Origin of the sequence: Streptococcus sp. CSL10205-OR2 (assembly GCF_025660655.1) — a bacterium.
GTDB lineage: Bacteria > Bacillota > Bacilli > Lactobacillales > Streptococcaceae > Streptococcus.
Genome location: NZ_JAOTIN010000003.1, coordinates 89,347 through 113,409 on the forward strand (window position 1 = coordinate 89,347; position 24,063 = coordinate 113,409).

Below are 24,063 nucleotides of genomic sequence, written 5' to 3' on the forward strand. Positions count from 1 at the left end.
GTGAAACAATATGACATTTTAATTATAGGTGCAGGACCAGGTGGTTATGTAGCAGCAGAAGAAGCAGCTAAAAACGGGAAAAAGGTAGCCGTTATTGAGCGCTCTAAAATAGGCGGTACTTGTTTAAACGTAGGCTGTATTCCGTCAAAAACCTATTTACAACACAGTCACTGGCTTCAAACATTTAAAGAAGCCGAGCAATTTGGTATTCATTCAGAGATAAGGAGGATTGATTTTTCAAAGTTAGTTGATCGTAAAAATCAAGTAGTATCAACTTTACAAGCAGGGATTCATTCAACCTTCAAAGGCTTGGGCATCGATTTTATTGAAGGAGACGCTGAATTTGTCAAAGACAAACAGTTTAAAGTCAATAATCAACTGTTTTCAGGAAAAAACATTATCTTAGCAACAGGTAGCCATCCCTTTATTCCACCAATCAATGGTATTGATAAGGTTTCCTATCTAACAACAGATACTTTTTTTGATTTAAAAGAATTACCGCAAAAATTGGTTATTATAGGTGGTGGTGTTATTGCTATCGAGTTAGCCTTTGCTATGGCGCCACTTGGTATTGATGTAACAGTTGTTGAAGTAGCTCCAGAAATTTTATTAACAGAGGATGAAGCTGCTCGTAAAATCATCAAAAAAGAATTAACATCCCATTTGGGTGTTAAGATTTTTGAGCGTGCCAAAATTCAATCGATTACAAAAGATAAAGTACTTTTAGAGTCTAAAGAAATTACTTATAGCCATTTACTGATTGCGACAGGACGTAAACCCAATCTTGATTTAGCAAAAGCAATGGGTCTAGAGTTGACCAGTCGACAATTTGTAAAAGTGGACGATTATTATGAAACCTCTCAGGCAGGAGTCTATGCTATTGGCGATCTCATTGAATCGTATATGTTGGCTCATGTTGCTAGTAAAGAAGGCATCAAGGCTGTTAAAGCCATTTTAAGAAATGCCGAGGAAGTACTTGATCAAACATCAGTTCCCAGAGCGTTATATACCAATCCTGAAGTAGCCTCTTTTGGTTTATCAGAAGCAGAAGCCAAAGAAGCTGGCTATGATCCAATTGTTAAGGTACTTCCTTTTTCTTACAATGGTCGAGCTATTGCTTCAAATGAAACGAAAGGATTTGTCAAACTGATTTCAGAGAAAAAATACCATCAAATTTTAGGAGCTGTTATTGTTGGACCTCATAGCACGGATTTGTTGCAGAGTCTCATTCTTTTGAAAGATGCTGAAGCTACTTACGACCAGGTCGTTGAATCTATCTTTGCTCACCCTACAGTCTCAGAACTTATTCAAGAAGTCTCAAAAAATGTCGTTACCCAATAAATCTAGAGTATTTGTGAAGGAGGATTTATGATGTCACATTATCAAGACTTAGCAAAAGAGTTGATGGCGTCAAAACGTCAACTGAATACGTTTGAAACATTTGATGTTACCATTAAAACTGTTGAGGATTTACCAGTAGGAGATATCCCAAAAGAAAAATTGAAATCCATATACAAGTCCATGTGGGATATTCGCAATTTTGAAGAGAGTGCACGGCGCTTTTTTGCAGCAGGGGACATTCCAGGATTTGTTCACTTATATGCTGGTGAGGAAGCTATTGCTACCGGTGTTTGTGCCAATCTAACAGATGAAGATTATATTACTTCAACACACAGAGGACATGGTCATTGCGTGGCAAAAGGTGGAGACCTTAAAGGGATGATGGCAGAGATTTTTGGTAAATCTACTGGTCTCGGAAAAGGTAAAGGTGGCTCCATGCATATTGCTGATTTAGATAAGGGAATTCTAGGAGCCAACGGTATGGTTGGTGGCGGTTTTGGATTAGCTATCGGAGCTGCCATGCGAAATAAATATCTGAAAACTGATAGTGTAGCAGTATGTTTCTTTGGCGATGGTGCTGCTAATGAAGGAAACTTCCATGAATGTTTGAATATGGCCTCTATTTGGAAACTTCCTGTTGTCTTCGTTAATGAAAACAACATCTTTGCCGAATCAACACCTCAATGGTATTCATCTGGTTCCCCAACCATTGCTGAAAGAGCTTTAGCATATAATATGCCTGGCGTGCGTGTCAATGGTAAAGATTTATTTGCTGTTTATGAAGTTGCTAAAGATGCTATTGAACGCGCTCGCAGTGGTCAAGGTCCAACTTTAATTGAAGCGGTAACTTACCGTAATTATGGACACTTTGAAGGGGATGAACAGAAATACAAGGCTCCAGAAGGGCTTGAAAAAGACTGGGCTGGTGTAGATGCTTTAGATGTTTTCAAGGATTATGTTTTGAAAGAAGGCTTACTCACAGAAGATGAGCTTTCAGAAATTGAGAAAGAATCTGAAGACGATATAAAGGCAGCTATTGCATTTGCTCAAGAAAGTCCAATTCCTAAACCAGAATCCTTATTAGAAGACGTCTTTGCAGAATAATATGAAGGAGGATTTACAATGTCTAGACAAATATTATTTATGAAGGCTATTAATGAAGCACTTGATCAAGCAATGGCAAAAGATGACACTGTAGTTCTACTTGGAGAGGATATAGCTGGTGGTGTCACGGTAAATCACCTTGAAGATGAAAATCAAGAAGCTTGGGGAGGTGTTATGGGCGTCACTAAAGGCTTGATGCCTAAATATGGTCGTGATCGCGTCATTGATACCCCAATTTCAGAACATGGTTATATGTCTGCCTCTGTAGGAATGGCCTTAACTGGTCTACGACCCGTTCCTGAATTAATGTTTAATGACTTTCTTGGTTTTTGTTTTGATGCTTTATTAGGGCAAGGTTCAAAAATGCGTTATATGTTTGGTGGCAAGGCAAAAGTTCCAATGACTGTCAGAACCATGCATGGTGCAGGAGCATCTGCAGCAGCTCAACACTCAGGTTCATATTATGGTCTTTTTGGTTCCATTCCTGGAATCAAGGTAGTTGTTCCAGCAACACCATATGATGCTAAGGGATTATTATTATCAGCTATTGAAGACGATAATATCGTTATTTTCTCAGAAGATAAAACCTTATATGGTATGAAAGGTGATGTGCCAGAGGACTATTATACTGTTCCAATTGGAAAAGCTGAAGTAAAAAGAGAAGGGAAGGACTTAACAATTGTCACCATTGGTAAAATGTTATATGTTGCTTTCGAAGTAGCTGATATACTTGAAAAAGATGGCATTTCAGTTGAAGTTATTGATCTTCGAACAGTTGCACCATGGGACAAGGAAACAGTTATTGCATCTGTTAAGAAAACTGGTCGATTAATTGTGGTTGATGAAGCTAATCCTCATAACAACACTGCAACTGATATTGCTTCTGTTGTTACAGATGAAGCATTTGATTATTTGGATGGTCCAATTAAATGTGTTTGTGCTCCAAATGTACCCGTTCCATTTGCTGCAAATCTTGAACAAATGTATATCCCTGATGCTCAAAAAGTATTAACTATTGCTTCTGAACTCATTGAAGATTTGAAAGCATAGAAGGGAGGTACATTATGGCTAAAGAAGTAGTAATGCCCAAACTTGGACTAACCATGACAGAAGGTGTCATTGACAATTGGTTAGTTAAAGAAGGAGATACTGTTTCAACTGGACAACCTATCTTAGAAATTAGTTCAGAAAAATTAACCAGTGATGTTGAAAGTCCAGCATCTGGAACGGTCTTAAAGATTCTTTATTATGAAGGAGACACTGTCAAATGTAAAGAACCAATAGCTTTCATTGGACAAGAAGGGGAAGAAGTTTCAGCAAAAGAGAAACAAGAACCGCAAGTAGAAACTGAAAAACAATCAACTGAAAAAGATATAGCAGCCTCTAAGACAGCCAAAGAAGTAGCAGGCAAAGGTTCAGATCGTATTTTCATTACCCCTTTGGCAAAGAAAATTGCTAAAGAAAAAGGCTATAGGATTGAAGAAATCCCTGGAACTGGTGGAAATGGGCGTGTCACGAGAAGGGATGTTGAGAACTTTAAACCAAGCGAAAAACCAAGTTCAGACACTATCTTACAAACTCAAACCGGAAATGATCATGTTTACGGTTCTGGTCTAGAGGGCATGCGTAAGACGATTGCAACAAGAATGATGTCTAGTTTGCAAAATGCTGCTCAACTCACCATACATAGAAAAGCAGACATTACCTCATTACTTGATTTTCGTGTAGAAATTAAAGACCGTGTCAAAACACCATTAGAAAATGGTGAACTTGGCATAACAACATTACTCACTAAGGCAGTTACTAAAGCATTGAGAGAACATCCAAATATCAATGTTTGGTATGCTAATGGTCAATTAATTAACAACGAGGAAATTCATATTGGTATGGCTACCTCACTTGATGATGGACTTGTTGTACCAGTTATTAAAAATGCTGATAAAATGACATTATCAGAATTAGGTCAGTCCATTAAAGATTTGTCCAATCAAGCTCGTAAAGGCACACTTCCTTCAACCCTTTATTCTGGTTCAACATTTTCAATTACTAACCTAGGATCAGCAGGTATTGAATATTTCACTCCGATTCTTAATTCACCTGAAGTTGCTATCTTAGGAGTTGGACAAAGCCAAAAACAACTGGATTTAGATTCAAATAATCAAGTGATTAAAAAATCTTATCTCCCACTCAGTCTAACATTTGACCATCAAATTATTGATGGGGCACCTGCTGCAGAGTTTTTGGCAAGTGTTATTGACTATTTAGAAGATCCTTACCAACTACTATTTTAATTAAAAGGAATAAATGCTTATGACAATACTAATGAGATTTAGTTCTTGACGTAGGGTAAATGATTAAGGGTATCGCACCCATAAAATGAGACTCTAGAAACACTTCTGATAAATGTTAGTAAAATAAAATCAGGAGTGTTTTACTATGGTCAAAAACGATATGACATTTAACACGACACTAATCTTTTAATATCATCAAAAAACCAACCTCCTTGTTCAAATCAAGAGATTGGTCTTATAAGATTTTTTCTTTTATCCAACTGTTTGGGTAGTTCAACAGAGATGTTTTATAATAGCTTTTATGATTTAAAAAACAAGGCAATAAGCCAATGTCAAAAAGGGAATAAAGGCAATGGGTTTTTTATTGTTATGACTTAAGAAAATGACTACTATTCCCATTAAACTTGCCAGTTGAATAAGCCAAGAGAGTTGCCAAATGGTGATGGTTAAACTGATAGTGCTGAGATAAAACAAATCACCACTTCCTATTTTAATATCCCGAAATTCTGCTAAAAGAGCTAGTAAAAATAAAATGATAGCAGTCAGTGTTATGGGATAAAAAATTATTGTACTTAAAGTCAATATCATCCATATGGTTAAAGGATATTCTTGATAAAAAATATCATAAAGACTGAGTAATAAACTAATACCAATGATTACGATATGAGTGCTAGTGATGGTTGTACTCATCCATTTATAGGCTAAGATGGCAATGATTAATCCAGTGAATAGCATTAATAAGCTCATTTTTGGTTTTAAAGATTTAGTTATTTTAGTAGTTAATCCTTTTTGCCAGTGATGTAATTGCTTAGTGAAATAGGTCATATTTCTTTATTCGAAAAAATTGTTTAAAATAATCAAATGAGTTGCATTTTCATCAAAAAAACGATAGAATAAGAATGTAAATAATAATAATTCTAAATAAGGAGAGAAAAATGAGTACAATTAGTGTTGAAAAAATTTATGCATCAATCGTTCATAATATCACAAAAAAAGAAGAAACAGAAAGTAATTCTAAAACAAAGGCTGTTTTAAATCAAACAGTCGCAGACCTTTCTAAAGCAGCTTCTATTGTTCACCAAGTTCATTGGTATATGAGAGGAAGAGGTTTCTTCCACCTACATCCAAAAATGGATGAATTAATGGATGGTTTAAATGAACATCTTGATGAAATTAGTGAACGTTTGATTACTATCGGAGGAGCTCCTTTTTCTACTCTTAAAGAATTTGATGAAAATTCTAAATTAGAAGAAGTGCCTGGTTCGTTTGATAAAACCATCGAAGATCACTTGAAACGTTTGGTTGACGTTTATAGCTACTTAGCTAACCTTTACCAAGTAGGTTTAGATGTGACTGATGAAGAAGGTGATGATCCGTCAAATGATTTATTTGTAGCCGCTCAAACAGACGCTGAAAAAACATTGTGGATGCTTCAAGCAGAGCTTGGGAACAAGCCAGGAATTAGATAATGACAATCAAAAAAGTCTAGGATAGATGTCCTAGGCTTTTTGTTGTTTATAAAAATATGTTATAGAAACCGATTGCATCATATCTTGAAAAAAAAGGTTCTTTTTGATAGAATCAGTGTATGAAAACACTTTATGATGTGCAACAGCTATTAAAGCATTTTGGGATTTTTGTGTATCTTGGGAAAAGACTTTATGATATTGAGATGATGAAAATTGAGTTGGAAAGACTCTATGATAATGGCTTAATTGAAAAAGAAGATTACCTGATTGCTGAATTGATTTTAAGGCGAGAGCACAGGATAGAAGAGGAAAAAGAAAATGGCAAATAAGCTACTAGGAATTGATTTAGGTGGAACCACTATTAAATTTGGTATTTTAACACTTGAAGGTGAGGTTCAAGAAAAATGGGCTATTGAAACCAATATCTTGGAAGAAGGTAAACATATTGTTCCTGACATTGTGGCTTCTATTAAACATCGTTTGGAATTATATGGCCTAACCAAAGAAGATTTTGTTGGTATTGGTATGGGTTCTCCTGGAGCTGTTGATCGTCAGTTGAAAACGGTGACCGGGGCCTATAATCTTAACTGGGCAAAGACCCAAGAAGTAGGTTCAGTGATTGAAAAGGAAATTGGTATTCCTTTTGCGATTGATAATGATGCTAATGTTGCGGCTCTTGGAGAACGTTGGGTTGGAGCTGGTAACAACCATTCGGATGTTGTTTTTATGACTCTTGGAACGGGAGTTGGTGGTGGTATTATCACTGACGGGAAGCTCATTCATGGTGTTGCTGGTGCAGGAGGTGAAATTGGTCATATGATCGTTGAGCCTACCAATGGTTTTCTTTGCACTTGTGGTAGCCATGGTTGCCTTGAGACAGTAGCCTCAGCGACTGGTGTTGTTCGTGTAGCGCGCCAATTGGCTGAAGCTTATGAAGGCGACTCAAAGATTAAGCTTGCGCTTGATAATGGTGAAGAAGTGACAAGTAAAGATGTTTTTGTTGCTGCTGAGGATGGCGATGGCTTTGCTAATAGTATTGTTGAAAAAGTGAGTTTTTATTTAGGCCTTGCAACAGCTAATATTAGTAATATTTTAAACCCAGATAGTATTGTGATTGGTGGCGGTGTCTCTGCAGCCGGAGAATTTTTACGTGCTCGCATTGAAAAATACTTTGAGACATTTACTTTCCCACAAGTGAGACAATCAACTAAGATTAAAATGGCTGAGCTTGGAAATGATGCTGGCATTATTGGTGCTGCTAGCCTAGCTAGTCAATTAAAGGAAAATTAAAGGAGAGTTATGGACAATAATATTGTAACAATTATACTTTGGATTGGGGTAATCGGTTTTATTGGCTGGACCATTTGGAACTACTTTAGAATTAGAAAAGCCTCTAAATTTATTGAAAATGAAGAATTTGCTGCTTTGATGAGAACAGGACAACTGATTGATATTAGAGAACCTTCTGTTTTTAAACGTGAGCATATCTTAGGAGCTAGAAATTTCCCGATAGGTCAATTTAAAACCTCTTTGTCAGCCTTAAGAAAAGACAAGCCCGTTTTATTATATGATAGTAATCGTAGTAAAGGTGTGGGTCGCGCGGTTATCGAATTAAAAAAAGCAGGTTACCAAGAGATTTATGTCTTGAAATTTGGTTATGATTACTGGGATGGTAAAAAGAAAAAAGGTTAAAATAACTAAGAAATCATTAAAAACGAGAGAGTATAACTCTCTTTTTTTTTAATTTTTTTAAGCCCAAAAAAGGATTTAAAAGAAGTTTTATGGTTTCTGAAAACATTTACAACGACCTTATCACTGTTATTTGAGTGAAATTATGTTATAATTCATAAGTTGAAATTAAAAGATACAGAGGATTATATGACCAAATTAAGAGAAGACATTCGTAACATTGCTATTATTGCCCACGTTGACCATGGGAAAACGACACTTGTTGACGAATTGTTAAAACAATCAAAAACACTAGATGCTAGAACAACTCTAGATGAACGCGCAATGGATTCAAATGATATTGAAAAAGAGCGTGGGATTACTATCCTAGCCAAAAACACAGCTGTTTTATACAATGACACACGTATCAACATCATGGATACCCCAGGGCATGCCGACTTTGGTGGAGAAGTGGAACGTATCATGAAAATGGTTGATGGTGTTGTTTTGGTTGTCGATGCCTATGAAGGTACGATGCCTCAAACACGTTTTGTTTTGAAAAAAGCGTTGGAGCAAGACCTCATTCCGATTGTCGTTGTTAACAAAATTGATAAACCATCCGCTCGTCCAGCAGAAGTTGTTGATGAAGTTTTAGAGTTGTTTATCGAACTTGGTGCTGATAATGAGCAACTTGATTTCCCTGTTGTTTATGCTTCAGCGATTAATGGAACATCATCGTTATCAGATGACCCTAATGCCCAAGAAAAAACAATGGCGCCAGTGTTTGATACCATTATTGAACACATTCCAGCTCCAATAGATAATTCTGATGAGCCATTACAATTTCAAGTATCCCTACTAGATTATAATGATTTTGTTGGTCGTATTGGGATTGGTCGTGTCTTTAGAGGTAGTGTAAAAGTCGGTGATCAAGTTACCCTATCAAAATTAGATGGCACCACGAAAAACTTCAGAGTAACAAAACTATTTGGTTTCTTTGGCTTAGAACGTCGTGAAATCAAAGAAGCAAAAGCTGGTGATTTGATTGCCGTTTCAGGAATGGAAGATATTTTCGTTGGTGAAACAGTGACACCAACTGATGTTGTCGAACCGTTACCTGTTCTTCATATCGATGAACCAACTCTACAAATGACCTTTTTGGTAAACAATTCTCCTTTTGCAGGACGTGAAGGAAAATTTGTCACTTCGCGTAAAGTAGAAGAGCGTTTACTAGCAGAATTACAAACTGACGTTTCTCTTCGTGTTGACCCAACTGATTCTCCAGACAAATGGACGGTTTCAGGACGTGGTGAATTGCATTTATCAATCTTAATTGAAACTATGAGACGTGAAGGTTATGAGCTACAAGTGTCACGTCCAGAAGTTATCATCAAAGAAGTTGATGGTGTTAAGATGGAACCGTTTGAGCGCGTGCAAATTGACACGCCAGAAGAATACCAAGGATCAGTCATTCAATCATTATCAGAACGTAAAGGTGAAATGATTGATATGCAGTCAACAGGAAATGGTCAAACACGTTTGATTTTCTTGGTACCAGCTAGAGGATTGATTGGTTACACAACAGAATTTCTATCAATGACACGTGGTTATGGTATCATGAACCATACCTTTGACAGTTACATGCCATTTGTTCGTGCTGAAATTGGTGGCCGTCATCGCGGTGCACTTGTCTCTATTGATGCAGGTAAAGCAACAACATACTCTATCATGGCTATTGAAGAACGTGGTACTATCTTTGTCAATCCTGGGACAGAAGTCTATGAAGGGATGATTATCGGAGAGAATTCTCGTGATAATGACCTAACTGTTAACATTACCAAAGCAAAACAAATGACAAATGTTCGTTCAGCCACTAAAGATCAAACATCTGTTATTAAAACACCACGTATTTTAACCCTCGAAGAGTCATTAGAATTTTTAAATGATGATGAATACATGGAAGTCACACCAGAGTCTATTCGTCTTCGTAAACAAATTCTTGATAAAAACCTTCGTGCCAAAGCTTCTAAAAAGAAGAAAAATTCAGAATCAGAAGAATAATATCATCATTTGGGAGGAGAAATAGATGTTTTACTTAATCATTGCTATTTTGATTGTTTTGTATTACCTATTTGTCGCTTCCAAGACGATAAAAAACACTATGAATATGATTATGATCGTTGCGATTATTTCTTTTGCTGTCTTTGTCATAGGAATGGGTGCGATTAAACTGATGGAATCACCACCAGAAATCTATGTGATTTTAGGCATGCTGATTGCTGGTTTTTACATCGTCAAAGATGTGGTTAAATTGTCAAGTAAAATAGAAACAAAAGATAGCCCATAGCTATCTTTTTAATCTGTCTAATATAAGAACAAAACAGTTAGTTTTGCTTATCTGATAAGTGTTGAAAAAGTAGCTGATTAAAGGTAAAATAGAAACAACGTCAAGAATGAATGGGAAAGAAAAATGAAACAACTATCGCAATTTAAAAATAAGAAAGTTTTAGTCTTGGGCTTGGCTCGTTCTGGAGAAGCAGCAGCACGTTTGTTAGTAAAATTAGGAGCCATTGTCACTGTTAATGATGCTAAGCCTCTTGAGGACAACCCTAGCGCCAAATCTCTTTTAGAAGAAGGTATTAGGGTGATTACTGGTCATCATCCTTTAGCATTATTAGATGAGGATTTTAGTCTTATCGTTAAAAATCCTGGGATTCCTTATGCTAATCCTATGATTCAACTAGCAATGAGTAAAGAAATTCCTATCTATACTGAGGTTGAACTGGCTTATTTAATTTCAGAAGCTCCAATTGTTGGTATTACAGGTTCAAACGGGAAGACCACCACAACAACAATGATTGAACAGGTTTTAAAAGCAGCGGGTCAATCGCCTTATCTGTCTGGAAATATTGGTTTTCCAGCCAGTGAAGTGGCACAATCAGTTTCAAAAGATGATATTTTAGTCATGGAATTATCGAGTTTTCAGTTGATGGGGATTAAAGAGTTTAAACCTCATATTGCTGTGATGACAAATATTATGCCGACGCATTTGGACTATCATGGTTCTTTTGATGATTATGTTAAAGCCAAATGGGCTATTCAAAAAGAGATGACAGCTTCTGATTTTCTCGTTTTAAATGTTAATCAAGACTTACTAAAAACATTGGCTGATACCACAAAAGCAAAGGTGGTTCCTTTTTCAACGCAAGAAATAGTTGATGGGGCTTATCTGAAAGAAGATAGTCTTTATTTTCGTACAGAAAAAATCATGTCAGTTGACCAACTAGGCGTTCCAGGCTTGCATAATGTTGAAAATGCTTTAGCAACTATTGCTGTTGCTAAAATACTTGAAGTGCCAACTCAAACGATTGTCACAGCCTTATCGCATTTTAGTGGTGTCAAACATCGTTTACAGTCTGTTGGTAGCATTGAAGGTATCTCTTTTTATAATGACAGCAAATCAACCAATATCTTAGCAACAAAAAAAGCTCTTTCTGGCTTTAACAATGAAAAAGTTCTTCTTATTGCTGGTGGTTTAGACCGTGGTAATGAGTTTGATGATCTAGTAGAAGATATCACTGGCTTAAAAGTCATGATTTTAATTGGGGAGTCAGCCCCTCGCATGATAAAGGCAGCACAAAAAGCAAATATCCCTTATGTGCAAGCAAAAGACGTCAAAGATGCGACAAAAATAGCTTTTAACATTGCAACCAATGGGGATACTATTTTACTGAGTCCAGCCAATGCTAGCTGGGATATGTATGATAACTTTGAAGTGCGTGGTGATGAATTTATCGTAGCTTTTAACGAATTAAAAGGAGTTTGAAATGACTAAACCCAAAATAGTCTTAACTGGTGGAGGAACAGTCGGCCATGTGACCTTAAATTTATTATTAATCCCACAGTTGATTAAAGATGGTTTTGAGGTGCACTATATTGGTGATAAAAATGGCGTAGAATTTGAACAATTGCAACCATTCAAAAATCAAGTGACTTTTCATAGTATTGCTACGGGCAAACTACGTCGTTATTTTTCTTGGCAGAATTTGGCAGATTTTTTCAAAGTTTTCTGGGGCATTCTACAATCCGTGGTGATTTTATTGAGAATAAAACCCAAGGCCTTATTTTCTAAGGGGGGCTTTGTTTCAGTCCCACCAGTCATGGCATCAAAGCTTATCGGCATTCCTATTTTTGTTCATGAATCGGATTTGTCTATGGGTCTAGCCAATAAAATTGCTTATAAACTAGCAACTTTGATGTATACCACTTTTGAACAAGAACATCAATCTGTAAAATTGAAACATGTTGGAGCGATTACTAAAATTTCCCAAGAGACACAAATATCTCCATCACAATTAGTGACAGAAGTAAAAGAGATGTTCAGTCCAGACTTAAAGACACTGTTATTTATCGGAGGTTCTGCTGGTGCCAGAGTCTTTAATGATTTCATCACAGCACATCAAGAAGAATTAACCAAACACTATAATATTATTAATATTTCTGGTGATAAAACACTTAATCAATTAAAGAAAAATCTTTATCGCATAGATTATGTGACAGATACTTATCAAAGCCTGATGGCAATGGCAGATCTTGTGGTAACAAGAGGTGGTTCTAATACTATTTTTGAACTTTTAGCAATGAAAAAACCACATCTTATTATTCCTCTTGGTAAAGAAGCTAGTCGTGGCGACCAATTGGAAAATGCTTCTTATTTTGAAAATAAAGGATATGCTCTACAATTGGCAGAAAATCAGTTGTCTGAAAAAACTTTTTATGAACAAGTAGAGTTTCTTTTAGCCCATCAAGAAACCTTTGTGGAAACTATGAAAGCTAGTAATGAAACAACATCAGTTGAAGATTTTTATCATATTTTAATGCAAGACATATCAGAAAAAACTAAAGGAAGATAGCATGTCAAATAAACAAGAACCCTCTAAGAAAGAGGACGTTTTAACAGAATGGCAGAAAAAAAATCTTGAATTTCAAAAGCGTAAACAAGAAAAAGAAAAATTAGAACAAGAAAAACAAGAACGCGAACTACAAAAAAAGAAAGAAGAGATAGAAAAAGCCAAGCTAAAACGACAACAGGAAAAAGAACAAGAACAAGAAGAAGAGCAGTCTCAAAAAGTTTCTGATGACAAAGAAGTTCTTTCTGAAGAAAATTCTTCAAACGAAGAGGTTGATGAAGAAGAGGTTGCTCAAAAAGAAGAAACTTCGATAGAAGAAGAGAATTCTAAAGAGGATGTAAAGGTCACTCTTCCCGTTAAAAAAGATAATGTTCAAATAAAAGAATTAGAAGAAAATAGACCTAACACTCTCCCTAAAAAACCCTTTGTTTTAGATGAAAAATTAAAAAAGGCTTTACCAATTTTAATCGGTTTTTCAATTCTTTTATTATTTTCCATTTTTATGATTACGCCATATAGCAAGGACAAACAAATTTCTGTAGCAGGTATGACTCATACCAATGAGGAAACGGTTTATGCTGCTTCTGGCATCAAAGATAGTGATTATATCTTATCTTTAATCACCAATAAAAAGCAGTTTGAACAAGCTGTTGTTAATGGTGATCCATGGGTTAAAAGTGCCAATATCAGCTATCAATTTCCTAACCAGTTTAGGATAACTGTCTCAGAATATCGCATTGTTGCTTATCAGCAAATTGAGGCTGGTTTTCAACCGATATTAGAGACTGGAAAGATAATGCCAACGATTACCAAAGCTCAAATGCCTGAGGAGTTTTTGTTGATTGAACTTCTCCAACAAGAAGATGTTTCCTTACTAGTTAAAGAATTAATGACATTAGACAGAGAGATTGTTGATAGCATGGTATCCATCCGTTTAGCCAACTCAACAACCACAAAAGACCTTCTTAATATCCAAATGAGAGATGGAAATAATGTCAGAGTTCCTTTGTCACAGTTAGAGGTTAAAATGCCTTTATATTCTGAAATTGCACAACAAGTCCCTGTTGGTAGTATTATTGATATGGAAGTTGGGGTTTATGCAACAAGTGAACAATTAGAAATACTTTCAGATCAAATTAAAGCAGAAAATATTGCTAAAAAAGAAGAAGAAAAGGCAGCAGAAGAAGCCAAAGAGGCTGCTAACAATCAAAGTAGTGAAGAAGCTCCTGTTTCAGAAGAATTAGCTCCAACGACAGAGCCAACCAACTCAGAAGTTAGTGAATAAAAAGATTAGAAAAACCACTTATTTCACAAATTTTAGAGTTGATGAAATAAGAAAAGCCACCCTATCAGCTTATTAGTGTTACAACTCAACACTACTATCAATAAAACACCAAAAGTAAAGGCTAAACACCATGTTTTAGCCTTTTTCTCTATCCTTTAAACAGAGAAGAAAGTTGCTATTTGAATTTGAGAAAAAAGAGGTTAATCGATATTAACAAGGCTTCAATTTTAACCACTTTGTGACATCAAGTTGACGTTTTTTAAAAAGATAGGTATAATTGAGGTGATTGTAATTATTGTTAGCTCATTAAGGAGATTAATAATGATAATTATGGAAGATTTGACCGTATCATATGACGGAAACGATCTTGCTTTAGAACATCTTTCATTAACGATTGATAAAACAGGCATTATTGGGATTATTGGTCCTAATGGGGCTGGCAAATCAACAATGATGAAGGCGATGTTAAATCTTGTAGAACACGGAGGGCATACCAAACTAGACGGACAAGATAGCGCGCAAGTTTTAAAGAAAATAGCTTATGTAGAACAAAAAAGTCAAATTGATTTAAGCTTCCCCATGACGGTTAAAGAGTGTGTGGGACTTGGCTTATATAAAAAAATAGGATTATTCAAATACCTTTCTAAATCAGATTGGCAAGAAGTCGCAACAGCTCTTCAACAAGTGGGATTAGAAGAATTTTCAGATAGACCAATTAATAGTCTTTCTGGAGGTCAATTCCAAAGAATGTTGATTGCAAGATGTCTCATCCAAAAAGCAGATTATATCTTTTTAGATGAACCATTTGTTGGTATCGACTCTGTCAGTGAGAGTATCATCGTTGATATTCTCAAGATGTTAAAAGATGAAGGAAAAACCATTTTAGTTGTTCATCATGATTTAAGTAAAGTCAATCAATATTTCGACCAATTAATTATTCTTGATAGAGAATTAATTGCCTATGGAGATGTTGATGATGTTTACACTATGTCTAACCTAAAAGCCGCTTACGGCGAATCAATTATTGTTGAAGGTGAGGTGAAGTCATGATTGAAAATTTTATTAATGGATTACAATCTTATCATTTTTTACAGAATGCTTTAGTGACAGCTATTGTTGTTGGTATTGTGTCAGGAGCGGTTGGTTGTTTTATTATTTTAAGATCCATGTCGCTCATGGGAGATGCCATCTCACATGCTGTATTACCAGGTGTTGCAATGTCCTATATTTTAGGGATTAATTTCTTTTTAGGAGCAACGATTTTCGGACTTTTAGCCTCCATTATTATCACCTTTGTCAAGGAAAACAGTTCTCTCAAAGGCGATACGGCTATCGGGATAACATTCAGTGCTTTTTTAGCATTAGGGGTTATTCTTGTTAGTGTTGCCAAAAGTTCAACCGACCTTTTTCACATCCTTTTTGGGAATATCTTGGCAGTTCAAGATAGTGACAAATGGTTAACGATTCTGATTTCTGGTATCGTTTTACTAGTCATCGTTGTCTTTTTCAAAGAATTACAACTAACCTCATTTGACCCAGTGTTTGCAAAATCAACTGGTGTCAATGTTCAGTTTTACCATTATCTTTTGATGATTTGTTTAACGTTAGTAGCGGTAACAGCCATGCAAAGTGTTGGAACCATCCTCATTGTTGCCATGCTGATTACACCTGCAGCGACAGCTTATTTGTATACAAATAGGCTAAAATACATGCTAATACTATCTTCTACTTTAGGAGCTAGCGCTTCAATTCTTGGTATCTTTTTAGGATATACCTTTAATATTGCCGTTGGTTCGTGTATTGTCTTGACTTCCGCAGTGATTTTCATTATTTCTTTCTTTATTTCTCCAAAACAACAAATTTTTAGAAAGAGAAGAAGTTAACGTGATAAATAAAAAATTTTTAGGCTTCTTAGGAGCCTTAGTTGCAATTATACTTTTAGTAGGATGTTCAACTAGCAAAAAAGCTGATGAAGCAGCTGATACTAATGACAAAATTAGTGTTGTTGTTACAAACTCTATCTTAGCTGATATGACTAAAAACATTGCTGGAGATCTTGTAGATCTTCACAGTATTGTTCCAATTGGTCAAGATCCACATGAATATGAGCCTTTATCAGAAGATGTTCGTAAAACAACTGATGCAGATCTTATTTTTTACAATGGTATCAATCTTGAAACAGGTGGAAACGCTTGGTTCACTAAATTGATTGAAAATGCTGGTAAAAAAGAAAATGAAGATTATTTTGCAGCCAGTGATGGTGTCGAAATCATTTATCTTGAAGGAGAAAACGAAGAAGGAAAAGAAGATCCTCATGCTTGGTTAAGTCTTGAAAATGGTATCATCTACGCTAAGAACATCGGTAAACACCTTATGGAAAAAGATCCTGCTAACAAGGATACTTACCAAAAAAATCTAGATGCTTATGTTGAAAAACTAGAAACACTAGATAAAGAAGCAAAATCTGCATTTGATGCTATTCCAGAAGATCGCAAGTTGATCGTTACAAGTGAAGGTGCTTTCAAGTACTTCTCAAAAGCTTATAATGTCCCATCAGCTTACATCTGGGAAATCAACACAGAAGAAGAAGGAACACCTGAACAAATCACTACATTAGTAGATAAATTAAGATCAACAGACCTAAAAGCTCTCTTTGTTGAAAGTTCAGTAGACCGTCGTCCAATGGAAACTGTGTCTAAAGACACAAATATCCCAATCTACGCTGAAATCTTCACAGACTCTGTTGCTGAAGAAGGCGAAGATGGTGATTCATACTATGCGATGATGGAATGGAACCTTAACAAAATTGCAGAAGGTTTAGGACAATAAGAAATAAAAAATAAAGAAAATAAAGGTTAATACATAATTACAATACCTTTAAAAAGCGCTAGCCATTGCTAACGCTTTTTTTAGTGTCTTCCATTTATTTAAAAGTATAGTCTTTTGTGATTTCAATGGTTTTAATCACGATGTCCTCATGAGGTTTATCCTTATCATCCGTCGGAACAGAAGCGATGCTATCTACCACATCCATTCCTTCAATCACCTGACCAAAAACAGTGTATTGAAAATCTAGACTCGGATTGCCACCATTTGAGTAGGCTTGAATGATTTTTTTCGGGAAATACCTTGGGTCCAGTTTTGATGTTTGGTCAAAAGTGTTTTGGTTGATAAAAAATTGACTGCCGTTAGTGTCAGGTCCAGCGTTAGCCATAGCAAGGGCACCACGAATATTATAGAGATAATCAGATGGCTCATTAACAAAGCCATTGCCTGCGTCAATACTATCATCCTTACCTTGCCAAATAGACTCCCCACCAGTACCATCTCCTTTAGGGTCACCTGTTTGAATCATGAAATTATCAATCACTCGGTGAAAGATAACGCCATCATAATAACCTTCTTTAGCATGTGTTAAAAAGTTTTCAACGGCTAAAGGCGCAAGTTCTGGAAAGAGTTTAATCGTGATGTCACCTTTAGAAGTGACAATCTTAACAGCAGCTTCATTGTCAGCAATCGTTGTTGATAGCTGAGGGAAGTCGGCCTTGTTGAGTTTTTCAAGTCTTTCTGTAGCTGGATCCTTTTGTGTTGTTTCTTGGGTGTCTTTTGCTTCACTACTGCAACCAGTTAAAAAAAGTAGCAAACCAAGGGCCAAAAGAATAATTTTTTTCATAGGAACTCCTTCAAATGATAATCTTTTTTTATTTTACCATATTTATCTGATATTACCTAAAACTTAAAAACATGTTATAATAAAAGTATGGCTAAATCGAAGAATTCTGGAAAAACAAGAACAAAAAAACGTTACGTAACAAAGGCAGAAAAGGAAAAACAAGCGGCAACCAAACGCTTAGTATTAGCGCTTGGGATGACGATAGTTCTCTTTTTTGCGATTTTTAAATTGGGACCATTTGGGACGACTATTTACAATGTCATCCGTTTTTTATTTGGTAGCCTAGCTTATCTCGTTATTTTTTCATATCTTATTTATTTGTATGCTTTCAAATGGATTAGAAAAAGAGATGGTCTTTTAGGTGGCTTTATCATGGCACTCATGGGGCTTCTTTTGGAATGGCATGCTTATTTCTTTTCACTGCCAATAATGAGAGACAAGGAGATTTTTGCTGGGACAATGAAAGTCATCGTTAATGATTTGATGGCTTTTCAGGTCAAATCTTTCACTGGTGGTGGCATGATTGGTGCCCTTTTATACAAACCCATTTCCTTTTTATTTTCAAACATTGGTAGTTTCTTCATCGGTGGCCTTTTTATCTTATTAGGATTATTTTTAATGACGCCGTGGAATATTAGAGACATTACTGAATTTGTAAAAGACACGTCTCAAAAAATAAAAGCAAGAAATGAACGAAAAAGACAAGAACGCTTCCTCAAACAAGAAGAAAAAAAACGCCTTGAAGAAGAAAAAGCTTTGGCACAAATTGAAGTGGCTGAAGAAGATTTAGAGGACTCTGATTTTTCTCAAGAAGAAGTAAGACCACCTAGTTATGATAACGTTTTGGAGACCAAAAGTTATCGTGAACCAGAAATTGTTGGTTATGTGGCTGATGAGGAAGAAGAAATCACCTATGATTTAGATGATGATCTAGCAGATAAGCCTTCTTTTGAAGATGATGAGACGCCAATTGATGTTGATTTTACACCGAAAAAAACGCTTCATTATCAGTTACCAACCATAGATCTATTTGATATCGACAAACCGAAAAACCAAACACGCGAGAAAAAACTGGTGCGTGATAATATCAAAGTACTAGAAGCAACATTTGCCAGCTTTGGCATTAAAGTGGTTGTTGAAAGAGCAGAGATAGGCCCTTCTGTGACAAAATATGAGGTTAAACCTGCCATTGGTGTTCGTGTCAACCGCATTTCTAACTTGGCTGATGACTTGGCCCTTGCCCTAGCAGCAAAAGACGTTCGTATTGAGGCACCAATTCCAGGGAAGTCCTTGGTCGGCATTGAGGTGCCAAACTCAGAAGTGGCAACAGTTTCTTTTAGAGAGTTGTGGGAGCAGTCAAAAACAGACCCAGAAAAACTGCTTGAAGTGCCACTTGGAAAAGCTGTTAATGGCACTAGCCGTTCCTTTAACCTGGCAAGAATGCCTCATCTTCTCGTTGCCGGCTCAACTGGTTCTGGGAAGTCTGTTGCGATTAATGGCATTATCGCAAGTATCTTGATGAAAGCCAGACCAGATCAGGTAAAAATGATGATGATTGACCCAAAGATGGTTGAATTATCCGTTTACAATGATATTCCTCATCTTTTGATTCCTGTGGTGACCAATCCTCGAAAAGCCAGTAAGGCGCTTCAAAAAGTAGTGGATGAGATGGAAAACCGTTACGAGCTCTTTAGCCGAATCGGTGTCAGAAACATTGCTGGTTATAATGCAAAAGTAGCAGAATATAATCTCACATCAGAAGTTAAACAAATCCCACTCCCACTTCTTGTTGTCATCGTTGACGAATTGGCAGACTTAATGATGGTAGCTAGTAAAGAAGTTGAAGATGCCATTATTCGCTTGGGGCAAAAAGCTAGAGCGGCTGGTATCCACATGATTCTTGCCACACAGCGCCCAAGTGTTGATGTTATTAGTGGTTTGATTAAAGCCAATGTGCCAAGTCGAATTGCCTTTGCGGTATCAAGTGGGACAGATAGCCGTACGATTTTAGACGAAAATGGCGCAGAAAAACTCCTTGGTCGAGGCGATATGCTTTTTAAACCAATTGATGAAAATCACCCTGTTCGCTTGCAAGGCTCATTTATCTCTGATGATGAGGTGGAACGAATTGTTGACTTTATCAAAAAACAAGCTGACGCGGACTATGACGATAGCTTTGATCCAGGCGAAGTATCAGAAAATGATGCCTCAAGTGATGGCTCCTCTGGTGAGGGGGATCCTCTATTTGAAGAAGCTAAAGCATTGATTATCGAATCACAAAAAGCCAGTGCCTCCATGCTACAAAGACGCCTTTCTGTTGGCTTTAACCGAGCAACACGATTGATGGAAGAACTAGAAGAAGCAGGCGTCATCGGCCCAGCCGAAGGCACCAAACCACGAAAAGTGTTACAAAGTAAATAAAAGGGTGGGATGACAATTTGTCCCTCTCTTTTTAAAAAGTTTGAAGAAAGAAGAGAGGAAAATAATGGCAAGCAAACATGAAAATTATGAAGTACTGAACTTGATTGGTTATGGTTTGGCTAAGTTTAATATGACATTTGTTCGAGAGTTTGGTTTTAGCACAAAGACTGCTTTTTATCGCTATTTTGTTGATTTAAAATTAGTAGCGACAAGTGGCGTTATCAAGAATCGCATGGATTTATTTGACCCATACTTTGATAATGGTAGACGTGGTTGGTGGCAAAAAGCAGATATTTACCGCCATCGAAAAGATTTAATTGATAGTCTATTTGGTCAAGCAAATGCTAAAGAATTTGCTGATATTGTAAAAATTTATCTCAAAGAAAATTATCAAATCACTAACTTGGCTGTTATTGAAAAACCTATCATCTCATCACGCTTTAAAAGGTTGCAAGAAACAGGGCTTGAAGCAGAACTTTATTTCATGAGTCATTATCAAGAGCAAAGTCTTTTCAGAAAAGGCATCTTAGAAGATGCTAGGTTATATGGTGATGGTTATGATTTTCAAATTAGTGTTGGTGATAATCATTATTTGTCTGAGGTAAAAGGTATTAGAGCAAAGCATGGTACTTTTAGAATGACAGAAAAAGAATTTGAAAAAGCAAAACAATATAGAAAAAATTATGTTATTTCCTTAGTAACCAATCTAGATGAATCACCCAAAATACTCTTAATTGATGACCCGACTCATCATTTAAAATTTAAAAAACAGACTAAAGAAACGAAATCTATCGTTGAATATCACCTTGTTGACAAAATATAATCTCAAAAATTAATCCCTTTCATTCTAAATGATAGGGGTTTTCTGATGCCATTTATTTATCTTTCCAAAGCTTAACAAGCCTCAAAAAATCACATTTCTCTTTGACATGTTATAATAGTTTTATCAAAGACAAAGGAGATTGCTATGGCTAAGGTAAAGTATGGTGTCGTATCAACTGCTCAGGTGGCGCCTCGTTTTATTGAGGGAGTCCGTCTTGCTGGTAATGGCGAGGTGGTGGCAGTGTCTAGTCGCTCGCTAGAGTCAGCCCAGGCTTTTGCTAGTAAACATGATATTTCTAAAGCTTATGGAAGTCTTGATGAGATGTTAAAAGACCCTGATATTGATGTCATTTATGTTGCGAATGTCAATCAAGCCCACTATCTCACAGCTAAAAAAGCGCTCCTTTCAGGTAAGCATGTGCTCGTTGAAAAACCCTTCACACTGACTTATGCTCAAGCCGTTGAATTGTTTGATTTAGCGCAATCCAACAACCTTTTCTTGATGGAGGCCCAAAAATCAGTGTTTATCCCTATGACACAAGCCATTAAGGAAGTGGTTGCTTCTGGGAAATTGGGTCAAATTGTTTCAGTGTCGTCAACCACAGCCTATGATAATATTGACCATGTCACTTGGTTTAGAGATTTAGCTCTTGGAGGTGGGACAGTGCATTTTATGGCACCCTATGCCTTATCTTACTTACAATATATTTTTGATGCGACCATTACTTCATACAGTGGTGTAGCTACTTTTCCTGATGGTCAAAGTGATAGTCAATCAAAAATCCTGCTAAAATTATCTAATGATATTTTGGTGAATGTCTATCTCACCACATATGTTAAATTACCACATGAGATGGTGATTGTAGGTACCAAGGGGCGTCTTGAAATTCCACATTTTTGGAAGGCAACACACGCTAGGTTGATTGGAGAAGACGGCAGTCACGACATCATCGAGGCTCCCATGCAAAGTGATTTTGAAGCAGAAGCCTACCATGTCAGTCAGATGATTTTAGAAAATCAAAAAACAAGCCCAATCATGACTAAGGATTTGACCTTATCTGGCATTAAAATCATTGAAGAACTATATCGTTCTTGGGGAAAATCATAGAAGCTAAAAAATTTTTCTATTATAGAACAACAAAAAAGCGTCTCATCTCTGATAAACTAGAGATAGGCGCTTTTAAACGATCTGTCTTATAGAAAAATAGCGACAACAGTGGCAATATAGAATAAAAAGGTTAAAATAAACCCTGCTCGCCAAAAGAATTTAAAGAAACGACGGTAATGGAATTCTTTTTTAGAACGTAGTAACCAAATCGTTAATCCGATAGCAAGGAGTGACATCACAATCAGATAGTAAAAAATAAAACTATGTGTAAAAAAATTCTTAGACACCAGATAAATTTCGCCGACAAAAAGCGGAAGTGATAGGTCTGCTAAGTTAATCTTATATTTACTAAGTCCTAATAATTTCACCATAATAAATGAAAATAGGGGAGTTATAAAAACAAATAAAATTGCCATCATTTTGTACATCATCATGGTTCTATTTTAACGTTAATTGTTCTAATTGTAAATGACCAATCCTAAAATAATCATATGAAAAAGAACAGAGCAAGAATCAATTTAACTTAGTCTATATCTTTCTGATTTTAATGATAAAAAAATAAGAAAAATAGCTTGCAATTTACTGATTTTAAGGTATAATAGTAAGGTATGCTATATTAGCATAACTGTGGGAGGTAAAAATCTTAATTACCGAAAGAACCACAACAGGAGGATTTTAAAATGGCGAAAAAAGTCGAAAAAATTGTCAAACTTCAAATTCCTGCTGGTAAAGCTACACCAGCGCCACCAGTTGGACCAGCACTTGGTCAAGCAGGAATTAACATTATGGGATTCACAAAAGAGTTTAACGCTCGTACAGCTGATCAAGCTGGTATGATTATACCAGTTGTTATCTCAGTATATGAGGATAAATCATTTGATTTCATTACCAAAACACCACCAGCTGCTGTTCTTTTGAAAAAAGCTGCAGGTGTTGAAAAAGGTTCTGGAACACCTAACAAAACAAAAGTGGCAACAGTTACTCGTGCACAAGTACAAGAAATTGCTGAAACTAAAATGCCAGATTTGAACGCTGCAAACATTGAGTCTGCAATGCGTATGATTGAAGGTACTGCTCGTTCTATGGGATTCAACGTTACTGATTAATCGTAACCCCATTACCCGCAAGACTTCATCATAATTGGATGAGTGACGTGGGAGATTTTAAATCGATAATACCACATTACAAGGAGAATTTTAAAATGGCTAAAAAAAGCAAACAATTACGTGCTGCTCTTGAAAAAATTGACAGCACAAAAGCCTACAGCGTTGAAGAAGCTGTAGCACTTGCAAAAGAAACTAACTTCGCAAAATTTGACGCTTCAGTTGAAGTGGCTTATAACCTTAACATTGATGTTAAAAAAGCTGACCAACAAATCCGTGGGGCTATGGTTTTACCTAACGGAACTGGTAAAACATCTCGCGTGCTTGTTTTTGCGCGTGGACCAAAAGCTGAAGAAGCAAAAGCTGCTGGTGCAGATTTTGTCGGTGAAGACGACCTTGTGGCAAAAATCCAAGGTGGTTGGTTAGAGTTTGATGTTGTTATTGCAACACCAGACATGATGGCAGTTGTTGGACGTCTAGGACGTGTTCTTGGACCTCGTAACCTTATGCCAAACCCTAAAACAGGTACTGTAACAATGGATGTTGCTAAAGCTGTTGAAGAGTCTAAAGGTGGAAAAATCACTTACCGTGCTGATAAAGCAGGTAACGTTCAAGCACTTATCGGTAAAGTGTCATTTGATTCAGAAAAATTAGTTGAAAACTTTAAAGCTTTCCACGACACAATTCTTAAAGCTAAACCAGCAACTTCTAAAGGAACTTATATTGCAAATCTTTCAATCACAACAACTCAAGGTGTTGGTATCAAAGTTGATACAAGTTCACTTTAATCTTAAAAACACTTGCTTTTGGCAAGTGTTTTTTTATGAATATTATCAGACAGGTAATAGCTTAAACTGTCAATTTTAGT

General features: G+C 36.3%; 23 protein-coding genes and 1 pseudogene. 21 read left to right on the top strand and 3 right to left on the bottom strand.

Annotated features, from left to right (window positions below):
• The 4 genes from lpdA (at position 1) to N7659_RS02800 (ending at position 4,736) form a co-directional block, all read left to right on the top strand.
• Entirely contained in the window at positions 1 to 1,341 is a 1,341-nt protein-coding gene (gene lpdA / locus N7659_RS02785; RefSeq protein ID WP_263275706.1) for a dihydrolipoyl dehydrogenase, read from the top strand.
• 180 nt (positions 1,342 to 1,521) lie between these two features.
• On the top strand, positions 1,522 to 2,445 hold the full coding sequence (locus tag N7659_RS02790; protein ID WP_411575294.1) for a thiamine pyrophosphate-dependent dehydrogenase E1 component subunit alpha: 924 nt from the start codon (positions 1,522 to 1,524) through the stop codon (positions 2,443 to 2,445).
• Between the two features lie 18 nt (positions 2,446 to 2,463).
• A complete protein-coding gene (locus tag N7659_RS02795) occupies positions 2,464 to 3,495 on the top strand; it encodes an alpha-ketoacid dehydrogenase subunit beta (RefSeq protein WP_263275708.1) in 1,032 nt (343 codons plus the stop codon).
• Positions 3,496 to 3,509: 14 nt separating this feature from the next.
• On the top strand, positions 3,510 to 4,736 hold the full coding sequence (locus N7659_RS02800) for a dihydrolipoamide acetyltransferase family protein (RefSeq protein WP_263275709.1): 1,227 nt from the start codon (positions 3,510 to 3,512) through the stop codon (positions 4,734 to 4,736).
• Between the two features lie 306 nt (positions 4,737 to 5,042).
• On the opposite strand, the gene N7659_RS02805 is transcribed toward N7659_RS02800, so the two are convergent.
• On the bottom strand, positions 5,043 to 5,561 hold the full coding sequence (locus tag N7659_RS02805; RefSeq protein ID WP_263275710.1) for a prepilin peptidase: 519 nt from the start codon (positions 5,559 to 5,561) through the stop codon (positions 5,043 to 5,045).
• 110 nt (positions 5,562 to 5,671) lie between these two features.
• On the opposite strand from N7659_RS02805, the gene N7659_RS02810 reads away from it, so the two are divergent.
• The 12 genes from N7659_RS02810 (at position 5,672) to N7659_RS02865 (ending at position 16,897) form a co-directional block, all read left to right on the top strand.
• Positions 5,672 to 6,205, top strand: a complete 534-nt coding sequence (locus N7659_RS02810; RefSeq protein WP_263275711.1) for a Dps family protein — start codon at positions 5,672 to 5,674, stop codon at positions 6,203 to 6,205.
• 119 nt (positions 6,206 to 6,324) lie between these two features.
• On the top strand, positions 6,325 to 6,534 hold the full coding sequence (locus N7659_RS02815) for a YqgQ family protein (RefSeq protein ID WP_263275712.1): 210 nt from the start codon (positions 6,325 to 6,327) through the stop codon (positions 6,532 to 6,534).
• Positions 6,524 to 7,495, top strand: a complete 972-nt coding sequence (locus N7659_RS02820; protein WP_263275713.1) for an ROK family glucokinase — start codon at positions 6,524 to 6,526, stop codon at positions 7,493 to 7,495. The genes N7659_RS02815 and N7659_RS02820 overlap by 11 nt, the downstream gene beginning before the upstream one ends.
• 9 nt (positions 7,496 to 7,504) lie before the next feature.
• Complete coding sequence (locus tag N7659_RS02825; RefSeq protein ID WP_263275714.1) at positions 7,505 to 7,897, top strand: rhodanese-like domain-containing protein; 393 nt, start codon at positions 7,505 to 7,507, stop codon at positions 7,895 to 7,897.
• A gap of 186 nt (positions 7,898 to 8,083) precedes the next feature.
• Positions 8,084 to 9,934: a translational GTPase TypA gene (typA, locus tag N7659_RS02830; RefSeq protein ID WP_263275715.1), complete on the top strand. Its 1,851-nt coding sequence runs from the start codon at positions 8,084 to 8,086 to the stop codon at positions 9,932 to 9,934.
• Positions 9,935 to 9,959: 25 nt separating this feature from the next.
• Positions 9,960 to 10,220 carry a DUF3165 family protein gene (locus N7659_RS02835; protein WP_263275716.1) on the top strand — a complete coding sequence of 87 codons (261 nt, stop codon included), beginning with the start codon at positions 9,960 to 9,962 and terminating at the stop codon, positions 10,218 to 10,220.
• A 123-nt stretch (positions 10,221 to 10,343) separates the two neighbouring features.
• A complete protein-coding gene (gene murD / locus N7659_RS02840) occupies positions 10,344 to 11,699 on the top strand; it encodes a UDP-N-acetylmuramoyl-L-alanine--D-glutamate ligase (protein WP_263275717.1) in 1,356 nt (451 codons plus the stop codon).
• 1 nt (position 11,700) lies between these two features.
• A complete protein-coding gene (locus N7659_RS02845) occupies positions 11,701 to 12,786 on the top strand; it encodes a UDP-N-acetylglucosamine--N-acetylmuramyl-(pentapeptide) pyrophosphoryl-undecaprenol N-acetylglucosamine transferase (protein WP_263275718.1) in 1,086 nt (361 codons plus the stop codon).
• 1 nt (position 12,787) lies between these two features.
• Positions 12,788 to 14,068, top strand: a complete 1,281-nt coding sequence (locus tag N7659_RS02850; protein ID WP_263275719.1) for a cell division protein FtsQ/DivIB — start codon at positions 12,788 to 12,790, stop codon at positions 14,066 to 14,068.
• Between the two features lie 321 nt (positions 14,069 to 14,389).
• Positions 14,390 to 15,118, top strand: coding sequence for a metal ABC transporter ATP-binding protein (locus N7659_RS02855; protein ID WP_263275720.1), 729 nt, complete (start codon positions 14,390 to 14,392; stop codon positions 15,116 to 15,118).
• Positions 15,115 to 15,951: a metal ABC transporter permease gene (locus tag N7659_RS02860; RefSeq protein ID WP_263275721.1), complete on the top strand. Its 837-nt coding sequence runs from the start codon at positions 15,115 to 15,117 to the stop codon at positions 15,949 to 15,951. Before N7659_RS02855 ends, N7659_RS02860 begins: the two co-directional genes overlap by 4 nt.
• A gap of 1 nt (position 15,952) precedes the next feature.
• The gene (locus N7659_RS02865) at positions 15,953 to 16,897 is read left to right on the top strand and encodes a metal ABC transporter substrate-binding lipoprotein (RefSeq protein WP_411575293.1); all 945 of its coding nucleotides are present in this window, start codon (positions 15,953 to 15,955) and stop codon (positions 16,895 to 16,897) included.
• Positions 16,898 to 16,991: 94 nt separating this feature from the next.
• Here the strand turns inward: N7659_RS02865 and N7659_RS02870 are convergent, their stop codons facing one another.
• Complete coding sequence (locus tag N7659_RS02870; protein WP_263275722.1) at positions 16,992 to 17,741, bottom strand: peptidylprolyl isomerase; 750 nt, start codon at positions 17,739 to 17,741, stop codon at positions 16,992 to 16,994.
• A gap of 972 nt (positions 17,742 to 18,713) precedes the next feature.
• Between N7659_RS02870 and N7659_RS08215 the strand changes: the two are divergent.
• The 3 genes and pseudogenes from N7659_RS08215 to N7659_RS02885 form a co-directional block, all read left to right on the top strand.
• Positions 18,714 to 20,162 (top strand): annotated as a pseudogene (locus N7659_RS08215) (DNA translocase FtsK); the annotation flags it as partial.
• Between the two features lie 64 nt (positions 20,163 to 20,226).
• Positions 20,227 to 20,985: a DUF3883 domain-containing protein gene (locus N7659_RS02880; RefSeq protein WP_263275724.1), complete on the top strand. Its 759-nt coding sequence runs from the start codon at positions 20,227 to 20,229 to the stop codon at positions 20,983 to 20,985.
• Positions 20,986 to 21,129: 144 nt separating this feature from the next.
• Positions 21,130 to 22,092 (top strand): Gfo/Idh/MocA family protein, encoded by a 963-nt coding sequence (locus tag N7659_RS02885; RefSeq protein ID WP_263275725.1) that lies wholly within the window; start codon positions 21,130 to 21,132, stop codon positions 22,090 to 22,092.
• An 86-nt stretch (positions 22,093 to 22,178) separates the two neighbouring features.
• Here N7659_RS02885 and N7659_RS02890 read toward each other — a convergent pair whose 3' ends face one another.
• On the bottom strand, positions 22,179 to 22,526 hold the full coding sequence (locus tag N7659_RS02890; protein ID WP_263275726.1) for a DUF3397 domain-containing protein: 348 nt from the start codon (positions 22,524 to 22,526) through the stop codon (positions 22,179 to 22,181).
• A gap of 246 nt (positions 22,527 to 22,772) precedes the next feature.
• On the opposite strand from N7659_RS02890, the gene rplK reads away from it, so the two are divergent.
• Positions 22,773 to 23,198, top strand: a complete 426-nt coding sequence (rplK, locus tag N7659_RS02895; RefSeq protein ID WP_199567805.1) for a 50S ribosomal protein L11 — start codon at positions 22,773 to 22,775, stop codon at positions 23,196 to 23,198.
• A 95-nt stretch (positions 23,199 to 23,293) separates the two neighbouring features.
• The gene (rplA, locus tag N7659_RS02900) at positions 23,294 to 23,983 is read left to right on the top strand and encodes a 50S ribosomal protein L1 (protein WP_263275727.1); all 690 of its coding nucleotides are present in this window, start codon (positions 23,294 to 23,296) and stop codon (positions 23,981 to 23,983) included.
• Positions 23,984 to 24,063 lie beyond the last annotated feature (80 nt).

Excerpts from the sequence above, each read along its gene's own strand:
- N7659_RS02860 (WP_263275721.1), top strand. The coding sequence starts at position 15,115 with ATGATTGAAAATTTTATTAATGGATTACAATCTTATCATTTTTTACAG.
- N7659_RS02835 (WP_263275716.1), top strand. The coding sequence starts at position 9,960 with ATGTTTTACTTAATCATTGCTATTTTGATTGTTTTGTATTACCTATTT.
- rplK (WP_199567805.1), top strand. The coding sequence starts at position 22,773 with ATGGCGAAAAAAGTCGAAAAAATTGTCAAACTTCAAATTCCTGCTGGT.
- typA (WP_263275715.1), top strand. The coding sequence starts at position 8,084 with ATGACCAAATTAAGAGAAGACATTCGTAACATTGCTATTATTGCCCAC.
- N7659_RS02790 (WP_411575294.1), top strand. The coding sequence starts at position 1,522 with ATGTGGGATATTCGCAATTTTGAAGAGAGTGCACGGCGCTTTTTTGCA.
- N7659_RS02820 (WP_263275713.1), top strand. The coding sequence starts at position 6,524 with ATGGCAAATAAGCTACTAGGAATTGATTTAGGTGGAACCACTATTAAA.
- murD (WP_263275717.1), top strand. The coding sequence starts at position 10,344 with ATGAAACAACTATCGCAATTTAAAAATAAGAAAGTTTTAGTCTTGGGC.
- N7659_RS02795 (WP_263275708.1), top strand. The coding sequence starts at position 2,464 with ATGTCTAGACAAATATTATTTATGAAGGCTATTAATGAAGCACTTGAT.
- N7659_RS02890 (WP_263275726.1), bottom strand. The coding sequence starts at position 22,526 with ATGATGATGTACAAAATGATGGCAATTTTATTTGTTTTTATAACTCCC.
- rplA (WP_263275727.1), top strand. The coding sequence starts at position 23,294 with ATGGCTAAAAAAAGCAAACAATTACGTGCTGCTCTTGAAAAAATTGAC.
- N7659_RS02870 (WP_263275722.1), bottom strand. The coding sequence starts at position 17,741 with ATGAAAAAAATTATTCTTTTGGCCCTTGGTTTGCTACTTTTTTTAACT.
- N7659_RS02880 (WP_263275724.1), top strand. The coding sequence starts at position 20,227 with ATGGCAAGCAAACATGAAAATTATGAAGTACTGAACTTGATTGGTTAT.
- N7659_RS02825 (WP_263275714.1), top strand. The coding sequence starts at position 7,505 with ATGGACAATAATATTGTAACAATTATACTTTGGATTGGGGTAATCGGT.
- N7659_RS02845 (WP_263275718.1), top strand. The coding sequence starts at position 11,701 with ATGACTAAACCCAAAATAGTCTTAACTGGTGGAGGAACAGTCGGCCAT.
- N7659_RS02855 (WP_263275720.1), top strand. The coding sequence starts at position 14,390 with ATGATAATTATGGAAGATTTGACCGTATCATATGACGGAAACGATCTT.
- N7659_RS02815 (WP_263275712.1), top strand. The coding sequence starts at position 6,325 with ATGAAAACACTTTATGATGTGCAACAGCTATTAAAGCATTTTGGGATT.
- N7659_RS02885 (WP_263275725.1), top strand. The coding sequence starts at position 21,130 with ATGGCTAAGGTAAAGTATGGTGTCGTATCAACTGCTCAGGTGGCGCCT.
- N7659_RS02805 (WP_263275710.1), bottom strand. The coding sequence starts at position 5,561 with ATGACCTATTTCACTAAGCAATTACATCACTGGCAAAAAGGATTAACT.
- N7659_RS02800 (WP_263275709.1), top strand. The coding sequence starts at position 3,510 with ATGGCTAAAGAAGTAGTAATGCCCAAACTTGGACTAACCATGACAGAA.
- N7659_RS02810 (WP_263275711.1), top strand. The coding sequence starts at position 5,672 with ATGAGTACAATTAGTGTTGAAAAAATTTATGCATCAATCGTTCATAAT.
- N7659_RS02850 (WP_263275719.1), top strand. The coding sequence starts at position 12,788 with ATGTCAAATAAACAAGAACCCTCTAAGAAAGAGGACGTTTTAACAGAA.